The 17,179-nt window shown below is 63.2% G+C and carries 17 protein-coding genes; 2 read left to right on the top strand and 15 right to left on the bottom strand.

Annotation, left to right across the window (positions count from 1 at the left end; translation table 11 throughout):
- Window positions 1-132: 132 nt before the first annotated feature.
- The 6 genes from RC54_RS01970 to tyrS form a co-directional block, all read right to left on the bottom strand.
- Window positions 133-1,500, bottom strand: a complete 1,368-nt coding sequence (locus RC54_RS01970) for a type II toxin-antitoxin system HipA family toxin (RefSeq protein ID WP_082803176.1) — start codon at window positions 1,498-1,500, stop codon at window positions 133-135.
- Entirely contained in the window at window positions 1,494-1,763 is a 270-nt protein-coding gene (locus RC54_RS01965; RefSeq protein ID WP_061790272.1) for a helix-turn-helix domain-containing protein, read from the bottom strand. Before RC54_RS01965 ends, RC54_RS01970 begins: the two co-directional genes overlap by 7 nt.
- A gap of 139 nt (window positions 1,764-1,902) precedes the next feature.
- Complete coding sequence (locus RC54_RS01960) at window positions 1,903-2,547, bottom strand: histidine phosphatase family protein (RefSeq protein WP_061790271.1); 645 nt, start codon at window positions 2,545-2,547, stop codon at window positions 1,903-1,905.
- Between the two features lie 9 nt (window positions 2,548-2,556).
- The gene (locus RC54_RS01955) at window positions 2,557-3,204 is read right to left on the bottom strand and encodes a YbhB/YbcL family Raf kinase inhibitor-like protein (RefSeq protein WP_017452010.1); all 648 of its coding nucleotides are present in this window, start codon (window positions 3,202-3,204) and stop codon (window positions 2,557-2,559) included.
- A gap of 86 nt (window positions 3,205-3,290) precedes the next feature.
- The gene (gene dtd / locus RC54_RS01950; RefSeq protein ID WP_061790270.1) at window positions 3,291-3,782 is read right to left on the bottom strand and encodes a D-aminoacyl-tRNA deacylase; all 492 of its coding nucleotides are present in this window, start codon (window positions 3,780-3,782) and stop codon (window positions 3,291-3,293) included.
- A gap of 12 nt (window positions 3,783-3,794) precedes the next feature.
- Window positions 3,795-5,063 carry a tyrosine--tRNA ligase gene (tyrS, locus tag RC54_RS01945; RefSeq protein ID WP_061790269.1) on the bottom strand — a complete coding sequence of 423 codons (1,269 nt, stop codon included), beginning with the start codon at window positions 5,061-5,063 and terminating at the stop codon, window positions 3,795-3,797.
- A 248-nt stretch (window positions 5,064-5,311) separates the two neighbouring features.
- Between tyrS and RC54_RS01940 the strand changes: the two genes are divergently transcribed.
- Both RC54_RS01940 and RC54_RS01935 read left to right on the top strand, forming a co-directional pair.
- The gene (locus RC54_RS01940) at window positions 5,312-6,709 is read left to right on the top strand and encodes a M23 family metallopeptidase (RefSeq protein ID WP_061790268.1); all 1,398 of its coding nucleotides are present in this window, start codon (window positions 5,312-5,314) and stop codon (window positions 6,707-6,709) included.
- Window positions 6,710-6,789: 80 nt separating this feature from the next.
- A complete protein-coding gene (locus RC54_RS01935) occupies window positions 6,790-7,917 on the top strand; it encodes an anhydro-N-acetylmuramic acid kinase (RefSeq protein WP_061790267.1) in 1,128 nt (375 codons plus the stop codon).
- A gap of 132 nt (window positions 7,918-8,049) precedes the next feature.
- Here the strand turns inward: RC54_RS01935 and RC54_RS01930 are convergent, their stop codons facing one another.
- From RC54_RS01930 to mpl, 9 genes are all read right to left on the bottom strand, one after another.
- Complete coding sequence (locus RC54_RS01930; protein ID WP_058894049.1) at window positions 8,050-8,517, bottom strand: glycine zipper 2TM domain-containing protein; 468 nt, start codon at window positions 8,515-8,517, stop codon at window positions 8,050-8,052.
- 137 nt (window positions 8,518-8,654) lie between these two features.
- The gene (corA, locus tag RC54_RS01925; protein ID WP_017452005.1) at window positions 8,655-9,620 is read right to left on the bottom strand and encodes a magnesium/cobalt transporter CorA; all 966 of its coding nucleotides are present in this window, start codon (window positions 9,618-9,620) and stop codon (window positions 8,655-8,657) included.
- 173 nt (window positions 9,621-9,793) lie between these two features.
- A complete protein-coding gene (gene mtgA, locus RC54_RS01920) occupies window positions 9,794-10,501 on the bottom strand; it encodes a monofunctional biosynthetic peptidoglycan transglycosylase (protein WP_058894048.1) in 708 nt (235 codons plus the stop codon).
- Window positions 10,502-10,637: 136 nt separating this feature from the next.
- Complete coding sequence (gene aroE, locus RC54_RS01915) at window positions 10,638-11,453, bottom strand: shikimate dehydrogenase (protein ID WP_061790266.1); 816 nt, start codon at window positions 11,451-11,453, stop codon at window positions 10,638-10,640.
- A gap of 75 nt (window positions 11,454-11,528) precedes the next feature.
- The gene (locus RC54_RS01910) at window positions 11,529-12,410 is read right to left on the bottom strand and encodes a TonB C-terminal domain-containing protein (RefSeq protein WP_174526139.1); all 882 of its coding nucleotides are present in this window, start codon (window positions 12,408-12,410) and stop codon (window positions 11,529-11,531) included.
- Between the two features lie 58 nt (window positions 12,411-12,468).
- Window positions 12,469-14,562, bottom strand: coding sequence for an RNB domain-containing ribonuclease (locus RC54_RS01905; protein WP_061790265.1), 2,094 nt, complete (start codon window positions 14,560-14,562; stop codon window positions 12,469-12,471).
- Between the two features lie 6 nt (window positions 14,563-14,568).
- The gene (locus RC54_RS01900) at window positions 14,569-15,183 is read right to left on the bottom strand and encodes a chorismate--pyruvate lyase family protein (RefSeq protein ID WP_058894044.1); all 615 of its coding nucleotides are present in this window, start codon (window positions 15,181-15,183) and stop codon (window positions 14,569-14,571) included.
- Window positions 15,183-15,773, bottom strand: coding sequence for a YqiA/YcfP family alpha/beta fold hydrolase (locus RC54_RS01895; protein WP_058894043.1), 591 nt, complete (start codon window positions 15,771-15,773; stop codon window positions 15,183-15,185). The genes RC54_RS01900 and RC54_RS01895 overlap by 1 nt, the downstream gene beginning before the upstream one ends.
- On the bottom strand, window positions 15,770-17,152 hold the full coding sequence (gene mpl / locus RC54_RS01890; RefSeq protein ID WP_061790264.1) for a UDP-N-acetylmuramate:L-alanyl-gamma-D-glutamyl-meso-diaminopimelate ligase: 1,383 nt from the start codon (window positions 17,150-17,152) through the stop codon (window positions 15,770-15,772). The genes RC54_RS01895 and mpl overlap by 4 nt, the downstream gene beginning before the upstream one ends.
- Window positions 17,153-17,179: the final 27 nt, after the last annotated feature.

Below are 17,179 nucleotides of genomic sequence, written 5' to 3'. Positions count from 1 at the left end.
CGCTATTTTAGCGCGATTGACGGCCCCCGCCCAGCAAGAATGGGGCGCGGTTACATCTTTGGGGCTGATTATTTATTGGGCAGAATCAATTATTAATTAAATACCAAGACCCTATATCACCAGGCAGGAATTTCATGCGGTTTGAACGAATGACAGGAGGCTGCTTGCCGAACGACGCAGGCCATCCAGGATGGATGCTGCCAGCTCTGACGGGAAGCCTGGGGGCAGATCGGCTTGCACCTTGGCAATGACCTGGTCCGTCTGCTCGGCCAGTTCTTGCAGGATGGCACGGGGGCCGTCGCCATTCTCGGCGACGATACCGAAATGAATACCCAACGCCATCCAGTGCCGGGGCAGTATTTCCTTCATCTTGCGATGGGCATTCTTGCCACGTACTGCCATGGCCATGGCGGCGCGATGGGAGGAGAGCTTGCCCGGCCCTTCGCCAATGAGCGGAAACACCGACAGCACGTCATACAGGGGCGTGGGTTCGTAGCGCCCCCCCGCCTTGAGGAACAGCGAGAAATTCTTGGCATGACCATCAGTAGCCCACAGCATCCAGAACAGCAGTTGCGCCTTGAAGAAGTGCCGACGCGCGGCCACCGGATCGATGGCGCCGCCCAGCAAGGCCATGATCTCCTTCATGCCGGGGCCGCCATCGGCCTCATATTTCAACCAGGGAGAGATGCCGGTCGCCTGGCACATGTCTTCTTGCGGCAGGCGCAGCAGCATGGCCTGGCCGCTCGCGGGGTCGCGGCTCCAGCGGCGGTCGAAGCGCTCCACCGCCAACACCTTCTGGTCTTCGAAACAGAGGATGTCGCAGGCGGCGACCGGCATCCCATACGCGGCGAGGATGCGTGAGCACAGCCACTCATTCTCGACCGAATGGCGCAAATCGAGCTGGAGCCCGCCCACCAGGCCCATGGGCAGTTTCAGGATATGGGTGGTAGGCGTGGCGCCATGCGGCCAACACCATTGGTCAAGGTGACGCAGCAAGGCGGTTTTTTCCTGGGCGCCGGCAATGGAGAGCCGCAACTCCTCGCCCTCAATCAGGGCCAGGGGCGTCGGTTCCAGGGTCTGGTGCAGCAGTTCGGCCACTTCCCGCTCACTCAAGGGGCGGGCATCAATGCTCCAAGACAGCTCAGGTGTGGTGCCAAGAGGCAATATCTGCAAGGCCCCCACGCAATCGCGACCGGCTTCGGCCAGCAGGGCGAAGGCATCGGTATCGGCGGCCTGGTAACGGCGTGCCAGCCGCTCGCGAATGGCTTTGCTGTCAGGCAGCAGGTTTTCGAAATAATGCCGTACCAGGTCGCCGCGATGGGGGGGATTGCCCGGTCGGAAAGGCAGGGAAAGCGACAATGGCCGGCCGCTGGCGGAGGCGACCCAGCGAGCGTCATATTGCAGGCTGTCGCCTTGTGCCGTCAGCGCCCAGGTCCCCACGAAACTGCCATTCATCCACAGGCCGAGCTCCTTGGGCTTGCGGCGGCGTGCCGTTACCATTGGGGTGTATCCAAGGGGGAAGCAAGAGAGTCGGAGGGGACCGCTTCGATCTTGCGCAACACCAGCTCGACGCCCAGGATATTGAGCAGCTCGATGAGGCGCTCGGCGCTCACCTTGTCGGCATTGCGTTCCAGCGAGGACAGGTTCTGCTGGGTCACGCCCAGGCGGCGCGCGACCTCGCTTTGGGTCATGCCGGACTGCTTGCGATAGGCCTGCAACAGCTCAGGTAGCTGGTGGCCGGTGCGGACTGGAAATTCACTCATACAACCCCGCTGCGGAAAGACGTTAAACAAATCATACTTTGTTTATGCATCTTACGCATTTTATTTTGTATTTTTAATTTACAACTTAAGATTTGTATTTATATTATCCAAATCCTGAATTGTATATGCGGGACTTATGTCAGCGATCCACCTCATCCAGCGCCTCCCGCTGGAGATGCCCGATCTCGCCCCACGAGCAGATATGGGCGCGCTGGCCATCCCAGTGCAGGCGGTTGACGCTGGCGTTGAAGATGTCGAAGCTGCGCGGCTGGGCGAAGGAAGTCTGGCTGGCCCAGTGATGCACGCATTCCAGCACGCCGCCATGAGTGACGATGACAACCTTGCGATAGCGGCCCGAGGCGAGCACGCGCTGCACGGCCTGCACCGAACGTTCGTAGAACTCCCGCATGGTCTCGGCAATACGCTCGCCGGCCGGATAACGGTAGTCCGGGTCGCGCGCCTTCCATTGGCGATAGGCGTCGGGATAACGTGCTTCGATCTCGATGTGGCGCAGGCCTTCGAATGCGCCATAGCAGCGCTCGCGCAAGCCCGCATCGATCAAGACCTCCAGTCCTGCTGCATCGGCCACGGCCTGGGCCGTGTCGCGGGCGCGTTGCAGGTCGCTGGCGAAGATGGCATCGATGCCCTCCCCCGCCAGTGCCTCACCCAGCGCCAGCACCTGTCGCTGGCCGGCCTGGTTCAAGCCGATGTCGATATGCCCTTGCAGGCGCTTGTCCACGTTCCAGTCGGTTTCGCCGTGGCGGATCAGCAGGATGTCGGTCATGCGGGGAGTTCAGCTACGCGGTACGGCGTTGGGGTTGAGGGTGTACAGGCCGGTGATCGAAGCTTGCTCCAGCACATGGTCGCGCAGCGCGGTCAGTACCACCGAGCCTTCCAGGTTGCCGGCCACCGGCAACTGTTCCACGTCCAGTGCATAGAGGGTGAAGATGTAGCGATGCACCAGCGCATCGTTCCACGGCGGGCAGGGGCCGTCATAGCCGAAGTAGTCGCCGCGCATATCGCCGTCGCCGGCAAACCAGCCGGTGTAGTCGTTGATGCCCTGGCGCGCGCCCGGCATGACATCGCCCAGCACCGCCGGACCCGGCTTGCCGCGTGCGCTCACGCCATTGCTGAACTGGCCGGCCTTGATCTGGCTGACACTGGCAGGAATATCGACCAGGGTCCAGTGATAGAAATCGACGCGCGGCAATTCCAGCGGCACGGTCTTGCCTTCCTGGTTGACGTCGTCGCCACGCGAGGGAACGTCGGGGTCGTGCACCACCAGCGCCAGCGACTTGGTGCCTGCCGGCAGCTCGCTCCAGGCGAAATGGGGATTGCGATTGGCCGAGAGTGCGACGTGGGTCTTGGGGTCCATCACCGCGAAGGCGAATTCACCGGGGATGTTGCCGCCGTCCTTGAAAGAATCGCTCCAGAATTTCATATCACCTCCTAAAGTAAGGCCAGATTCAGAACACGTTGCAAATTCATGTGGGGACGCGCGGACGGGCTTCAATCCCGGCTTACGTTTTATTGCATATCCTTCATATCGGCTGAGGGCAGCTTCGGGTTGACCGGGCCAACCTGCAGCCAGAACGTCACTGGACCATCATTGGTCAGAGAAACCTTCATATCGGCCCCGAAGCGGCCCGTGCCGACCCTATCCTGCCCATGCTGCGCCCGGGCACGCTCGACGAAGTGGTCGAACAATTGCCGTCCCAGTTCCGGCGCGGCCGCCGGGGTAAAGGAGGGGCGCGTCCCCGACTTGGTATCGGCCGCCAGCGTGAACTGCGGGATCAGCAACAAGCCGCCTTGCACATCGGTCACGCTGCGATTCATCTTGCCGGCCTCATCGCTGAAGACGCGATAGGCCAGCAGCTTCTTCAACAGGGCATCGGCTTGGGTCACGGTGTCGTGGCGCTCGGCGCAGACCAACACCATCAGGCCGCAGCCGATGGCACCCAGGGTCTGGCCCTCCACCACAACCGCAGCCTGGCTGACCCGCTGCAACAGGGCGATCATGCGCGCTCCAGCTTACGCCAGGGTGACGCGCGCGAACTTGCGCTTGCCCACCTGTACCACGCACTGGCCGGCTTCGACCTTCAAGCCCTTGTCGCTGATGACAGTGCCATCGATGCGCACACCGCCCTGCTCCACCATGCGCAGCGCTTCGGAAGTGGAGGCGCACAGGTTGGCTTGCTTCAACAACTGGCCGATGCCCAACGGGGCGCCGGACAACGAGACTTCCGGGATGTCGTCCGGGATGCCGCCCTTGGAGCGGTTCACGAAGTCGGCCAACGCATCTTCGGCGGCCTGCTGCGAATGGAAGCGCGCCACGATTTCCTGGGCCAGGGCCACCTTGATGTCGCGCGGGTTCCGGCCAGCCTCGACCTCAGCCTTGAAGCCGGCGATCTCGGCAATGGAGCGGAACGACAGCAGCTCGTAGTAGCGCCACATCATCACGTCGGAAATGCTCATCACCTTGGCGAACATGGTGTTGGCCGGCTCGGTGATGCCGATGTAGTTGCCCTTGGACTTGGACATCTTTTCCACGCCGTCCAGACCTTCCAGGAGCGGCATGGTCAGGATGCACTGCGGCTCCTGGCCGAAATCCTTCTGCAGTTCGCGACCCACCAGCAGGTTGAACTTCTGGTCGGTGCCGCCCAGTTCCAAATCGGACTTCAGGGCCACCGAGTCGTAACCCTGCATCAACGGGTAGAGGAATTCATGCACCGAGATCGGCGTGCCTTCCTTGAAGCGCTTGGTGAAATCATCGCGCTCCATCATGCGCGCCACGGTGTAACGCGAGGCCAGCTGAATCATGCCGCGGCTGCCCAGGGCGTCGCACCATTCGGAGTTGTAGCGGATCTCGGTCTTGGACGGATCCAGCACCAGGCTGGCCTGGGCGAAGTAGGTCTTGGCGTTGATCTCGATCTGTTCGCGCGACAGCGGCGGACGGGTGGCGTTGCGGCCGGACGGGTCGCCGATCATGGAGGTGAAGTCGCCGATCAGGAAGATCACCTGGTGGCCCAGGTTCTGCAACTGGCGCATCTTGTTCAACACCACCGTGTGACCCAGGTGCAGATCGGGCGCGGTCGGGTCCAGGCCCAGCTTGATGCGCAGCGGTTGGCCGCTTTGCTCGGCGCGCGCCAGCTTTTGCGCAAATTCGCTTTCGATGAGCAGTTCATCGATGCCGCGTTTGGTGATGGCCAGCGCCTCCTGGACCTTGTCGGTGAGGGGCAAACGGGAAGGAGCTGCAGAGGTCAAAGCAGCAGCGGCGGAGGTGGACTGGTCGGCGTTCATCGATATAACTAAAAAATAGGCTTTTGTAGGACAGGACCGCTAAATCGTGTTGCTATAATCCCGACTTTCGTTTTTTCTGCCCAGCGCCAGGACGCGGCCTCAGAAGCTCATCAGCAGAAAAAATTTCAACCCGTGCGGTAGCAGATTGTTACGCGGGCGCAATACGGCGAGGGGACAGGAACGCCGCATGTGCAGCCAATACCCGCCCTCCGCCACGGAAACATCAGATTTTAACGTATTCGGTTTGCATGTTCCCACAAGATAAGCTCAAGCACCTCACGTCCCGGTGCTGCTCCGCGTTGCAGTCCTGCCACCACAAAGTCGCCGCCTCCTCGCCCAAGACGCGCATCATCGGCGCCAGCGCCCTGTTCCTTGCGGCCTTCACCATCGGTGCCGCCGGCTTCGCGCCGGCCGAGCCGGACCTGCGCGATGCCCCGGTCAATCCGATTTCCAAGGAACTGGCCTTGCCCGACCTGCAACAGCAGATCAGCGCGCTGGAAGAACGCTCGCAGTATTACGTCAACGAAGAGCGGGTACGCAGCGGCGACACCCTGGCCAGCCTGCTCAACCGTCTGGGCGTGGATGACGATGAAGCCACCGCCTTCATCAAGTCCGATACCCTGGCGCGCTCGGTGATGCAGTTGCGCGCCGGCAAGCGGGTAGTGGCCCAGACCGATGACAATGGCGAACTGGTCAAGCTCTCGGCTACGCTGGACGATGGCAGCGACACCCCCAAGAACCTGGTCATTTCGCGCCAGGACGGCAAGCTCACCGCCCAAGCCCAGCCGGCCGTGCTGGAGCGGCGCGTGGAAATGCGCGCCGGCATCATCTACTCCTCGCTCTTTGCCGCCACCGATGCCGCGCAGATCCCCGATGCGGTGGCCATGCAACTGGTGGACATGTTCGCCACCAACATCAACTTCGCCTCCGACCTGCGCCGTGGCGACCGCTTCAACGTGGTCTACGAGACCTACTACCAGAACGGCGACCTGGTGCGCACCGGGCGCGTGCTGGCCGGTGAGTTCGACAATGCCGGCAACCGCTACCAGGCCGTGTGGTTCAGCGACCCGGCCAGCAAGACCGGCGGCGGCGGCTACTACGCCTTCGACGGCAAGTCGCTCAAGAAAGCCTTCCTGAAGTCGCCGCTGGCCTTCACCCGTATCTCTTCCGGTTTCTCGATGCGCCTGCATCCCATCCTGGGCAAGTGGAAGCAGCATACCGGGGTGGACTTCGCAGCCCCCACCGGTACGCCCATCCATGCAGCCGCTGATGGCGTGATCGATTTCGTGGGCCAGCAGAATGGTTACGGCAACATCGTCGTCATCAAGCACTGGAGCGGTTACTCCACCGCCTACGGCCACATGAGCCGCTTCGCGCCCAAGCTCAAGAAGGGCATGAAGGTCAGCCAGAATGACGTGATCGGTTTCGTCGGCATGACCGGCTGGGCCACCGGCCCGCACCTGCATTACGAGTTCCGCGTCAACAACCAGCCGCGCAATCCGCTGTCGGTGGAGGTGCCCAACAACCAGGCCCTGACCGGCCCGCAACTGCAGCGTTTCCGCGCGGTAGCCGCCGACATGCAGCATCGCATGGCCATGCTGCGCGTGCCGGGTGCGCCCGATGTGAAGCTGGCGGCAGCCAAGTAAGCGGCCACTGTCGCATATCGCCTGTGGGGGCGGCCGCTGTAGAATCAGCGGCCGCCCTTTTCTTTTTTGCCCTGTCTGCCATGAACGATTCTTCCGACGCTTCCCATCTGTATATCGGCCTGATGTCCGGCACCAGCCTCGACGGCGTCGATGGCGTGCTGGCCCGATTCCACGGCCAGACCCTCGCGGCCACGCTGGCGGCGGCCTACGTGCCCTTCCCCGAGCACCTGCGCGCCGACCTGATGGCCTTGCAGGCCGCCGGCCCCAACGAGATCGAACGCGAAGCGATGGCGGCCAATGCGCTGGCCGTGCATTACGCCGATTGCGTGGCGCAACTGCTACTACAGACGGGCAAGAGCGCTGGCGATATCCGCATGGTGGGCGTGCATGGGCAGACCATACGCCACCGTCCCGAGCTGGGCTTTACGCGCCAGACCAACAACCCGGCGCTGCTGGCCGAGCTGTGCGGTATCGACATCGTGGCCGACCTGCGCAGCCGTGATGTGGCCGCCGGCGGCCAGGGCGCGCCGCTGGTGCCGGCCTTCCATCGCGCCATCTTTGGCGATGCCACGCAGTCGCGGGTGGTGGTCAACATCGGTGGCATCGCCAATATCAGCATCCTGCCGGCCGGGGAAGATGGCGCCTCGGGTTTCGACACCGGCCCCGGCAATGCCTTGCTGGATGGCTGGATTCAGCTGCACCAGCAACGCAGCTATGACACCGATGGCGATTGGGGCGCCTCGGGCCAGGTCCATGCCGGGCTGCTGCGGCAACTGCGCGAAGAAGCCTTCTTCCACGCCGCCCCGCCCAAGAGTTCGGGCCGCGACCTGTTCCATCTGGACTGGTTGCAAGCGGCGCTGGCGCGCACCGGAGAGGCGATTGCCGCCAATGACGTGCAAGCCACGCTGGCCATGCTCACGGCCAGCACGATTGCCGACGCCATCAGCCTCCATGCCGCCGATGCGCGCCAAGTCTATGTCTGCGGCGGCGGCGTAGGCAATGCCTTGCTCATGCGCATGTTGCAGCAGCAACTGCCACCGCACACCAGCGTGCAATCCACGGCGGTATTGGGCGTGGCGCCCCAGCATGTCGAGGCGCTGGCCTTTGCCTGGCTGGCACGACGTTTCGATCTGCGCTTGCCGGGCAATCTGCCAGCCGTGACCGGGGCGCGTGGCTTGCGGGTGCTGGGGGCGCTGTATCCGGCTTGAGGGCAGTCCCGCAGCAACGATAAAGCCGTCCGGCGTCATGCAGGACGGCTTTTTGGCGCGCCGTATCACTCACGGGCCTGATCGCTATGAATGTGAGAAATGTTAGAGATCAGAGCTCAGATATCAATCGGATCAGTAACGACTGATACGACCGTTATCCAGCCGCACGCGGTCACCGACGCGGAAATCGGTATTATCTTCCTGCGCAAAAGTCTGCAAGGAACCATCGTTCATGCGCACGCGGATGTTATAGACCTGGTGGCCGGCCGAATTGTTGCGCTGGACCTGGTTGCCGGCATAGGCGCCACCTGCGGCCCCGGCCACGGTGGCCAAGGTACGCCCGGTGCCACCACCCACGGCATTGCCCAGCAGGCCACCGGCCACGCCACCCACGACTGCACCGGCCACGCCATTGCTCTCCTTGTGGGTCACTTCGATGGCCTCGACCACACCGGTACCGGAATAGGAGGCCACGCGTTCATAGTCCTGCGAGGACGGCGCGGCGCCATAGGGTTGCTGCGGGCTGGCGCAGCCGATCAGGATACCGGCAAAGCTGGCGCTGACGATGGCCAGCGAAATGTAGTGGTGACGGATGGACATGGGATTCTCCTCGACAAAAAATGCATCGATGCAATGTGCGATGGACACAGTGTGCCGCGCACAGCCAGCGTGCGGCATCGGAGAAGCCCGGCAATCCTTGTCGGAGAAATGAGGACGTCGCCCTCAGCAGACAGGCGTCAATTCAACCAGCCGCGGCGGCGGAAATACCAGAACGGTGCGATGGCCGAACCGACCATCATCAGGATGGCCAGCGGATAACCCACGGCCCAATCCAGTTCCGGCATGACCTTGAAGTTCATGCCATAGATACTGGCGATGAGGGTCGGCGGCAGGAAGGCCACCGAGGCCACCGAGAAGATCTTGATGATCTTGTTCTGGTTGATGTTGATGAAGCCCACCGTGGCGTCCATCAGGAAGTTGATCTTGTCGAACAGGAAGGCGGTGTGGCCGTCCAGCGATTCGATGTCGCGCAGGATCTGGCGCGCATCCTCGAACTGCTCTGAACTCAATAGCCGGCCGCGCATCAGGAAGCTCACTGCGCGCCGGGTATCCATCATGTTGCGGCGAATGCGTCCGTTCAAGTCTTCTTCGTGGGCGATGGTGTTGAGCACCTCGGCGGCGTCCTGGTCGGACAGGCTTTTCTTCAACACGCTGGTGCTGACCGCTTCCAGTTTCTGGTAGATGCCTTCGAGCGCGTCGGCCGAATATTCGGCGTCGGTCTCATAGAGATCGAGCAGCACGTCGCGGTAGTCGCCAATCGAGCCGGGCCGCGAACGCGCGCGCATCCGCACCAGGCGAAACACCGGCAGGTCTTCGGCATGGACCGAGAAGAGGATATTGCGGGCCAGGATGAAGGCCACCGTCATGGTCGAGGAGGTATCGTCGTCGCCTTCGAACAGGAAATCGGTGCGTAGGTGCAGGTCGCCGTTTTCGGCTTCGAAGTAGCGGGCCGAGGCTTCGATGTCGCTGAACTCATCTTCGTCCGGCAGGGTGACGCCATAGATGCTCTTGACCCAGGCCCGTTCCTCATCGTTCGGTTCGGTCAGGTCCACCCAGACCGGCGCGGCCTGTTCCAGGTCGGTGCGGCTGTCGATGTTGACCTGGCTCAGTCGTCCGTTTTGCAATACGAATACATTGATCATGGGTTCTCGCTGGGTGGAACGCGGATGGGGGACAAGCGGCCTGGCGCGACAGGCGCGAAACGTGCGCAAGTGTACGTTCAACCCCAACGCCAGGCAAGCACGAGCGGCGCCGCTGTGGTCAGCAGCGGGCCGCTGTCATACGGCGGTCATCTGGGCGCGGCAGCCCAGGTGGATTACTTGTGCACCGGCGGCAGCGTGGCCGCGTTCATGCGGCGCAGAATCAGGCTGGTACGCGCAGCCAGGTAGCCCGAGCCACGGTTGCGGTCGTAGTAGCGCGGACGCGGCAGCATCACCGCCAGCCGTGCGGCCTGCTCCGCACCCAGGCCGGCTGCGGTGGTGCGGTAGTAATGCTGGGCCGCGGCCTCGGCACCAAAGACGCCATTGCCCCACTCCACCACGTTGAGGTAGATCTCGAAGATGCGCTGCTTGTCCAGCAGGAATTCCAGCATGTAGGTGATGATGAATTCCTGGCCCTTGCGCAGGTAACTGCGTTCGCCCGAGAGGAACAGGTTCTTGGCCAGTTGCTGGGTGATGGTGGAACCACCGGCCACGACCTTGCCCTTCTTCTCGTTCTTTTCGTAGGCCTTTTGCAGAGCCTCCCAATCGATGCCGTCATGCTCGGTGAAATTGGCATCCTCGGAGGCGATGATGGCGCGCTTGAGATTGTTGGAGATGCGCGCATAGGGCACCCAGCGGAATTGCAGTTGGGCGTTGGGATCCTTCTCGCGCAACAGTTCCAACTGGTGACGCATGAAGCTGGTCGAATCCGGGTTGTGATCCTTCCACCACCAGATCTGGACGAAGAAATACAACTGCAATAGCAGCACCAGAGTGATGGGCAGGACGATGATCCAGAAGAGCAGCTTGCGTAGCGATTTCATGTGCCTGTTCTTGTTCTGTCGTTGCAGGGTGTTCTCATGGTGTGGTCATGCAGTGATCTAGAGGTCAGAGGTCAGAGGTCAGAGGTCAGAGGTCAGGGGTCAAAGCTCAGAGATCAGATCACTTATTGCGGCTCAATTACTGCGACAGTTGCTGGCGCAGGCTGGCGAACACCTCGGCAGTAGCCGGGCGCACCCCGCGCCACCACTGGAAGGCTTCAGCGGCCTGCTCCACCAACATGCCCAGGCCATCGCGCACGCTGGCGCCGTGCTGCTGGGCGCTGTGCATGAACACGGTAGGCTGGCGGCCATACATCATGTCGTAGGCCAGGGTTTCGCAGCCGTACACCGCCACCGGCAAGGGTGGCAGGTCGTCCGAGAGGCTGGCCGACGTGGCGTTGATGATGACATCGAACACCCCGTCCAGCTCGGCATAGGCCACGCTGCGCACCGGGCCGTATTCGACAAACAGCTTGGCCAGCTCGGCTGCCTTGGTGGCAGTACGGTTGACGATCACCAATTCGCGCGGCTTTTGCTGCAACAGCGGCAGCAAGGCCCCGCGTGCAGCGCCACCGGCGCCCAGCAACAGGATGCGACGCCCTGCCAGCGCCTGGCCGGCATTGCTCATGATGTCGGTGACCAGGCCGGCACCATCGGTGTTGTCCCCCAGGATGCGGCCCCCTTCGAACTTGAGGGTATTGACCGCGCCGGCCAGGCGCGCGCGCTCGGTCAACTGGTCGGCCAGGGCGTGGGCTTCCAGCTTGAAGGGAACAGTGACGTTGGCGCCGCATCCGCCGCGCCGTTGGAATACCTGCACGGCTGCCTTGAAACCGCGCAGCGGCACCAGCAGGCGATCGTAGTGCAGCTGCTGGCCGGTCTGGACAGCAAACCGCGCATGGATCTCGGGCGACTTGCTGTGGGCAATGGGATTACCGATGACGACGTATTCATCCATGGTGGTTTGCCTGTTCCCTTTTATTGTCTGTTGTCCTGTCCGATACTGTTCCGGCTTCGCCCTACCCCGCTCTGCTCAACCGGCCCCCAGTTGTGCCTGCACACCCTGCTCGCGCGTGAAGCGGAAGGTCACGATGACTTCCCACACGTCATCCTTGCCGCTGGTACGCATATTCTCGGGGAAGCGACCGAAGGGCGCCGAGCGCCGCACGATGGCCACCGCCGCCTGGTCCAGCGCGGCATTGCCGGAACTGGAACGCACCACTACGCCGCCATCGCGTTCGTAGAGGGTGCCATCTTGAAACACCGGGATGACCACCAGCAATTCACCATAGAGTTTCTTGCCGTCCCGAGTCGGGAAATTGAGAGTACCGACTTTTTCGATCCTGTCCTGCAGGGCCTTGAAGTACTGGGCATAGCCCACTTCACGCGTGCTGGGGGTGATCTGGGTCTTCTTCGGACGCTTGTTGTACTGCGCGATGTCCTTGGCCACCTCGGCTTCCATGCGCGCCATGGCGCGCGCCGTTTCGGTCAGGTCGCGCGCATCCGGTTGCGGCGCCTGGGTGGGCTGATGCTGGTCGGCGCTGGTCACATGCTGCTGCGAGGCCTGCAACTGCGCCAGCATCTTGCGCTGCTGCTGTTCCAGCTCGGCCACCTTGCGTTGCGCCGCCTTGACGCTGTCGCCGCTCTCGACATGCTGCATGTCCGGCAGCGGCGACTTGGCGCGGCCATCCTCGGCATTGCCGCCACCATCCAGGTTGGCCTGGGCCAGCGCCTGGGCCTGGACCGGCTTTTTGTCATGCTTGGCATTGACCAGGATGACTTCCAGATCAGGATCGGACGGCTTGAAGCGCAAGGCGTCGGGGGCGACGAAGTGCACGGCCAGCAACAGACCATGCACCAGCAGCGAAACGCCCAGCGCGATACTCAGCAGACGGTGTTGGGCAAACAGATTCACAGCAGGCAAGCAGCAACGAGCATATTGATCAAAGCGCCAATTCTACGCCAGCACTGTCTCATTGCGCCGCTTCGGCGCTACGGTTTTCGCCGTCTTGCACCGTGTCGGCGCCCTCTGGCTGGGCGTCTTGCGTGGCGCTGCCTTCTTCTGCGGCCTCGCTACCCTCCTGCTGCTCGGCGCCGAGCGCAGCCATGCCTTCCAGCAACTCCTCATCCTCTTCCCCCAGGTCGCTGGCCAGCGCCTGGGCGGCAGCGGTAGGCACTTCCAGCAGGCGCGCCTCCACGCTCAAGTCCACCTCATCCCAGCGCAGCAGGTCCAGCTTGACCTGCAGGCCACGCGCCAGTTGCGGCAGGCCCGGCATCCGCAATACCAAGGGGATGTCGACCAGGCGCAGGATTTCATCCTTCAATACCACCGCTTCCACGGTGCGGGCGTTTTCCTGGGCCAGCCAGCGCAGGCACCAGTAACGTTCCATGGTGGACTGGAAGTCGGCATAGCCGGAATAGGCGGCATCAAAGCCCGAGACGATGGCGAACAGGTCGGCATCGCGCGGCTTGAAGGGCGCCACCAACGGCGCCGTCACGCCATGCTCGACACAGGCCAGGATCTGCCATTGGTTGACCAGGTCGGTATAGCGGCGCAGCGGCGAGGTGCTCCAGGCATATTGATCCACACCCAGGCCCTGATGGGGCGCGGCGTGGGTCACCATGCGCACCTGCATCTTGGCGGCCCAGCCACCGGCGCCGCCACCCTGGGCGCGATAGATGCCGGGTACGCCATGATCGGCCATGAGCTTGCCCCAGGTGCTGTTGGCAAAGATCATCAGCTCGGCCACGATCTTGTCCAGCGGCGCGCCACGGCGGCGGCGCACGATGCTGACCACGTCGTTGTCGACATAGAAGTTGAAGTCGACGCGATTGTTCTGCTCCGGCCGCAGGCCGAAGCTCTCGCGCTTGGCCATGCGGCCCTGTTCCAGCAATTGCGCCCATTGCCACAGCAGGGAGATTTCTTCCTTGTGCGGATAGTCGCCGCGATTGTCGGCCAGCGCTTCTTCGGTGACCAGCTCATCAAGGTCGTTGTGGCGCAGGTTGGCGGCAATGGGCACGCGTTCGGCGCGGGTTTCGGTGGCCAGCACTTCCCAGGTGCCAGCGTCCAGCGTGGCATAGAGCGAGAGCGCCGGTCGTGCAGCACCGGCGTCCAGGGTATAGGTAGCCACCAGGTCGTCGGGCAGCATGGTGATCTTTTCACCGGGCATGTAGACGGTGGACATGCGGGCGCGGGCAATCGCATCGATGGCGTCGCCGCGCTTGATGGCCAGGGCCGGCGCGGCGATGTGGATACCCACGCGCAACTTGCCGTCGGGCAGGCGGGTCACCGACAGGGCATCGTCGATTTCGGTAGTGGTGACGTCATCGATGGAGAAGGCCTGCACATCGGCCAGCGGCAGGTCGCCGGGCGGGGTGGGGATATCGATGGCCGGAAAACCCGTGCCGCGCGGGAAGAATTCATACAGGAAGCGCGCATAGTGCAGATCCTTGGGCGAAGCCACGCCGCCGGCGGCCAGCATCAGGCGCTGCGGGGTGGTCTGCAGTTCCTTGGCGGCAGCGTCCAGTGCCTTGAACTCGATGCCGTTCTTGTCCGGCTTGAACAGCAATTGCAAAGCGATGGGGCGGAAGGCCTCAGGCAACTTGTGAGCCTTCAACTCCTCGACATATACCGCTTGCGCGGCCAGTTGCTGCTTCTTCTTTTCCAGCCCGGCCAGGGCCGCCTGCAGCGAGGCTTGCGGGGCAGCCTTGTAGCGGCCACGGCCCTTCTTGTAGAAATAGATCGGCGCATGATGCAGGCGCAGCAACAGGCCGGCCGCTTCAGGCGGCAGCGGGGCATGGCCGAAATACTCGGCGGCCAGGTCGGTGAAGCCGAACTCTTCTTCACCAGCCACTTCCCACAGGAAATCCAGGTCGATCTCCTCGGCGATGGCTTGCGCCTGTTGCAGCAATTCCTGCGGCGAGGGAGCAGCGAATTGCAGCAGCGCATCGCGCGACTTGACCTTGGCGCGCTTGCCGGAGGCCATCTCGACCTGGTAGGACTCGCCCTGCTGGGTCATGATGGAGCCGGCCTTGAAGTCGCCGGATTCTTCGAACAGTAAATTCATCTGCTTCTATCGCTTTTCAATCGGTACGTGAGCCGGCACCGGGCGCATGAGCGCCTCCAATGCCGGCAGGAAAACATCGGTGACCATCAGCACGCCGCCGCGCCGGGTAAACAGCGAGCGGCGCGCCAAGAGGCTAGTCGGTAATTCGCTGCCTGGCAGGGCTTGCGCGATGCGGCGCATCAGCGGGTGGCCGGCGCTCAGGCGAGCATACTGGATGGGGCGGCGCCCCACCAGCGGATCAAAGAACAAGTTGGCGCCCAGCGGGGTGGTGCCCAGCTTGCTGAAAAAAGGCCAGTCGGACTTCACCGAGGCGGTGGATAACACGGTATGGCCGAACACCACCGGCGTCCCATCGGCCAGCAGGATGACATCGCGCTCTACCACCCGGCTCCGGGCCGATATGCACAATGCTTCATGTTCATCGGCCAGAATGCGGCCGGGACGCTGGCGCAGCAGGCGCACGGTGAAGGTTTCGGTACGCGCCTTGAGCTTCAGGGTCATCGAACCCGGATCGGCCAGCCAGGCGCGGGTGCGGCGCATCAGGTCGCCATCGGCGACCCGCAGCGCGGCCAGCGCCTGCGGATGCGCCATCCAGCGCGCAGTGCGAACCCCTGGTGGCATCAAGGCACCGCCCGGCCAGCGATATCCACACCGCAAAAGGCCAGCACCGTATCGAGATGATCGGCGAACTCGGCCATGCCATGGTCGCTGCCCTGGATGACGGTCTGGCGCGCGCCCGGATAGTGGGCCACCATCTCGCGCCAGTCCAGCACTTCGTCGCCGGTGGCAGCCAGCAGGAAATAGCGCTCGGGCCGGGTGATGGCCGGCACCACCAGGGCCCGCAACTCGGCGATGTATTCGTGCTTGAATTCGAAGGGTTCGTCGGAATGGTACTGCGTGGTCACGCCGACATAGGACTCCAGATCGCGCGGAGGCTTCACCGCCGGATTGACCAGCACGGCGCGGCAGCCGATGTGCTCGGCCAGCCAGGTAGCATAGAAGCCACCCAAAGAAGAGCCGACCACGGTCAACTGCGCCGGGTCCACGCCGGCCACCAGCGATCCGGCCAGGGCGATGGCACCGGCCGGCGAAGCCGGCAGTTGCGGGCAGACATACTGGTTCTGCAAACCCAGTGCAGCCATGCGCTGTCCCATCACGCGCGCCTTGAAGGACTGCGGCGAGGAACGGAAACCGTGCAGATACAGGATCATGCCAGCGCGTCCAGCAGCTTCTGGTGCACGCCGCCGAAGCCGCCATTGCTCATCACCAGCACATGGTCGCCCGGCTGGGCCGCGGCCTTGACGGCTTGCACCAGGCGATCCAGATCATGGAAGGCGGCGGCCTTCTGACCCAGCGGAGCCAGCGCCTCGGCCAGGTCCCAGCCCAGCGCGTCGCGCCCGGACTGGGCACCGTAACCGAAGACCAGGTCGGCCTCTGCCAGGCTACCCGGCAGCGCCTCCTTCATGGTGCCCAGCTTCATGGTATTGGAACGCGGCTCCAGCACCGCGAGGATGCGAGCCGCCCCGACCTTCTTGCGCAGGCCGGCCACCGTGGTGGCAATCGCGGTCGGATGATGGGCGAAATCGTCATACACGGCCACGCCATTGGCGCTGCCGCGCAACTCCATGCGCCGCTTGACGCTCTGGAAGGCGCCCAGCGCCTCGATGGCCTGGGCGGTCGGGACACCGACATGGCGGGCAGCGGCGATGGCGGCTACGGCATTCATGCGATTGTGTTCACCTGTCAGTTCCCACTGGACCGTACCTTGCAATTGGCCGTCGAAGCAGACCTGGAAGCGCCCATCCTCCTGGGTCTGCAGCGACCAGCCCGGCTGGCCTGCGGCCACGCCGAAATCTTCACGTCCGCTCCAGCAGCCGCGTGCCAGCACGCGTTGCAGCGCCGCTTCGCGAGCATTGACGATGAGCTTGCCGATACCCGGCACGGTGCGCACCAGATGGTGGAATTGCGTTTCGATCGCTGCCAGATCGGGGAAGATGTCGGCGTGATCGTATTCCAGGTTGTTCAGGATGGCGGTGCGGGTGCGGTAGTGGACGAACTTGCTGCGCTTGTCGAAGAAGGCGGTGTCGTATTCATCGGCCTCGATGACGAAGAAGGGCGACGGCCCACCCTGGCCATCGCTGCCCAGGCGCGCCGAGATGCCGAAGTTCATCGGCACCCCGCCGATCAGGAAGCCCGGCTGGTAGCCCGCCTGTTCCAACACCCAGGCCAGCATGGCCGAGGTGGTGGTCTTGCCGTGGGTGCCGGCCACGGCCAGTACCCACTTGTCCTGCAGGATGTTCTCGCCCATCCATTGGGGACCGGAGACATAGGGCAGGCCGCGATTGAGGATTTCCTCCATCAGCGGGTTGCCGCGCGAGACCACGTTGCCGATGACGAACAGATCGGGCTTCAGGTCCACCTGGGACGGCTCGAAGCCCTGGATGAGCGTGATGCCCTGGGCTTCGAGCTGGGTGCTCATCGGCGGATAGACATTGGCGTCGCAGCCGGTCACGGTATGGCCAGCCTCTTTGGCCAGCACGGCCAGGCCGCCCATGAAGGTGCCGCAGATGCCGAGAATGTGTATATGCATAGCGAATCTTGGGGTGTAATCCCGAGA

The organism is Herbaspirillum rubrisubalbicans, assembly GCF_003719195.1.
GTDB classification, from domain to species: Bacteria; Pseudomonadota; Gammaproteobacteria; order Burkholderiales; family Burkholderiaceae_D; genus Herbaspirillum; species Herbaspirillum rubrisubalbicans.
This window is presented reverse-complemented; position numbering and strand designations above follow the sequence as displayed.

What these genes read in the sequence shown, in the direction of transcription:
- RC54_RS01970 (WP_082803176.1), bottom strand. Translation starts at nt 1,500, where the DNA reads ATGGTAACGGCACGCCGCCGCAAGCCCAAGGAGCTCGGCCTGTGGATG.
- RC54_RS01965 (WP_061790272.1), bottom strand. Translation starts at nt 1,763, where the DNA reads ATGAGTGAATTTCCAGTCCGCACCGGCCACCAGCTACCTGAGCTGTTG.
- RC54_RS01960 (WP_061790271.1), bottom strand. Translation starts at nt 2,547, where the DNA reads ATGACCGACATCCTGCTGATCCGCCACGGCGAAACCGACTGGAACGTG.
- RC54_RS01955 (WP_017452010.1), bottom strand. Translation starts at nt 3,204, where the DNA reads ATGAAATTCTGGAGCGATTCTTTCAAGGACGGCGGCAACATCCCCGGT.
- dtd (WP_061790270.1), bottom strand. Translation starts at nt 3,782, where the DNA reads ATGATCGCCCTGTTGCAGCGGGTCAGCCAGGCTGCGGTTGTGGTGGAG.
- tyrS (WP_061790269.1), bottom strand. Translation starts at nt 5,063, where the DNA reads ATGAACGCCGACCAGTCCACCTCCGCCGCTGCTGCTTTGACCTCTGCA.
- RC54_RS01940 (WP_061790268.1), top strand. Translation starts at nt 5,312, where the DNA reads ATGTTCCCACAAGATAAGCTCAAGCACCTCACGTCCCGGTGCTGCTCC.
- RC54_RS01935 (WP_061790267.1), top strand. Translation starts at nt 6,790, where the DNA reads ATGAACGATTCTTCCGACGCTTCCCATCTGTATATCGGCCTGATGTCC.
- RC54_RS01930 (WP_058894049.1), bottom strand. Translation starts at nt 8,517, where the DNA reads ATGTCCATCCGTCACCACTACATTTCGCTGGCCATCGTCAGCGCCAGC.
- corA (WP_017452005.1), bottom strand. Translation starts at nt 9,620, where the DNA reads ATGATCAATGTATTCGTATTGCAAAACGGACGACTGAGCCAGGTCAAC.
- mtgA (WP_058894048.1), bottom strand. Translation starts at nt 10,501, where the DNA reads ATGAAATCGCTACGCAAGCTGCTCTTCTGGATCATCGTCCTGCCCATC.
- aroE (WP_061790266.1), bottom strand. Translation starts at nt 11,453, where the DNA reads ATGGATGAATACGTCGTCATCGGTAATCCCATTGCCCACAGCAAGTCG.
- RC54_RS01905 (WP_061790265.1), bottom strand. Translation starts at nt 14,562, where the DNA reads ATGAATTTACTGTTCGAAGAATCCGGCGACTTCAAGGCCGGCTCCATC.
- RC54_RS01900 (WP_058894044.1), bottom strand. Translation starts at nt 15,183, where the DNA reads ATGCCACCAGGGGTTCGCACTGCGCGCTGGATGGCGCATCCGCAGGCG.
- RC54_RS01895 (WP_058894043.1), bottom strand. Translation starts at nt 15,773, where the DNA reads ATGATCCTGTATCTGCACGGTTTCCGTTCCTCGCCGCAGTCCTTCAAG.
- mpl (WP_061790264.1), bottom strand. Translation starts at nt 17,152, where the DNA reads ATGCATATACACATTCTCGGCATCTGCGGCACCTTCATGGGCGGCCTG.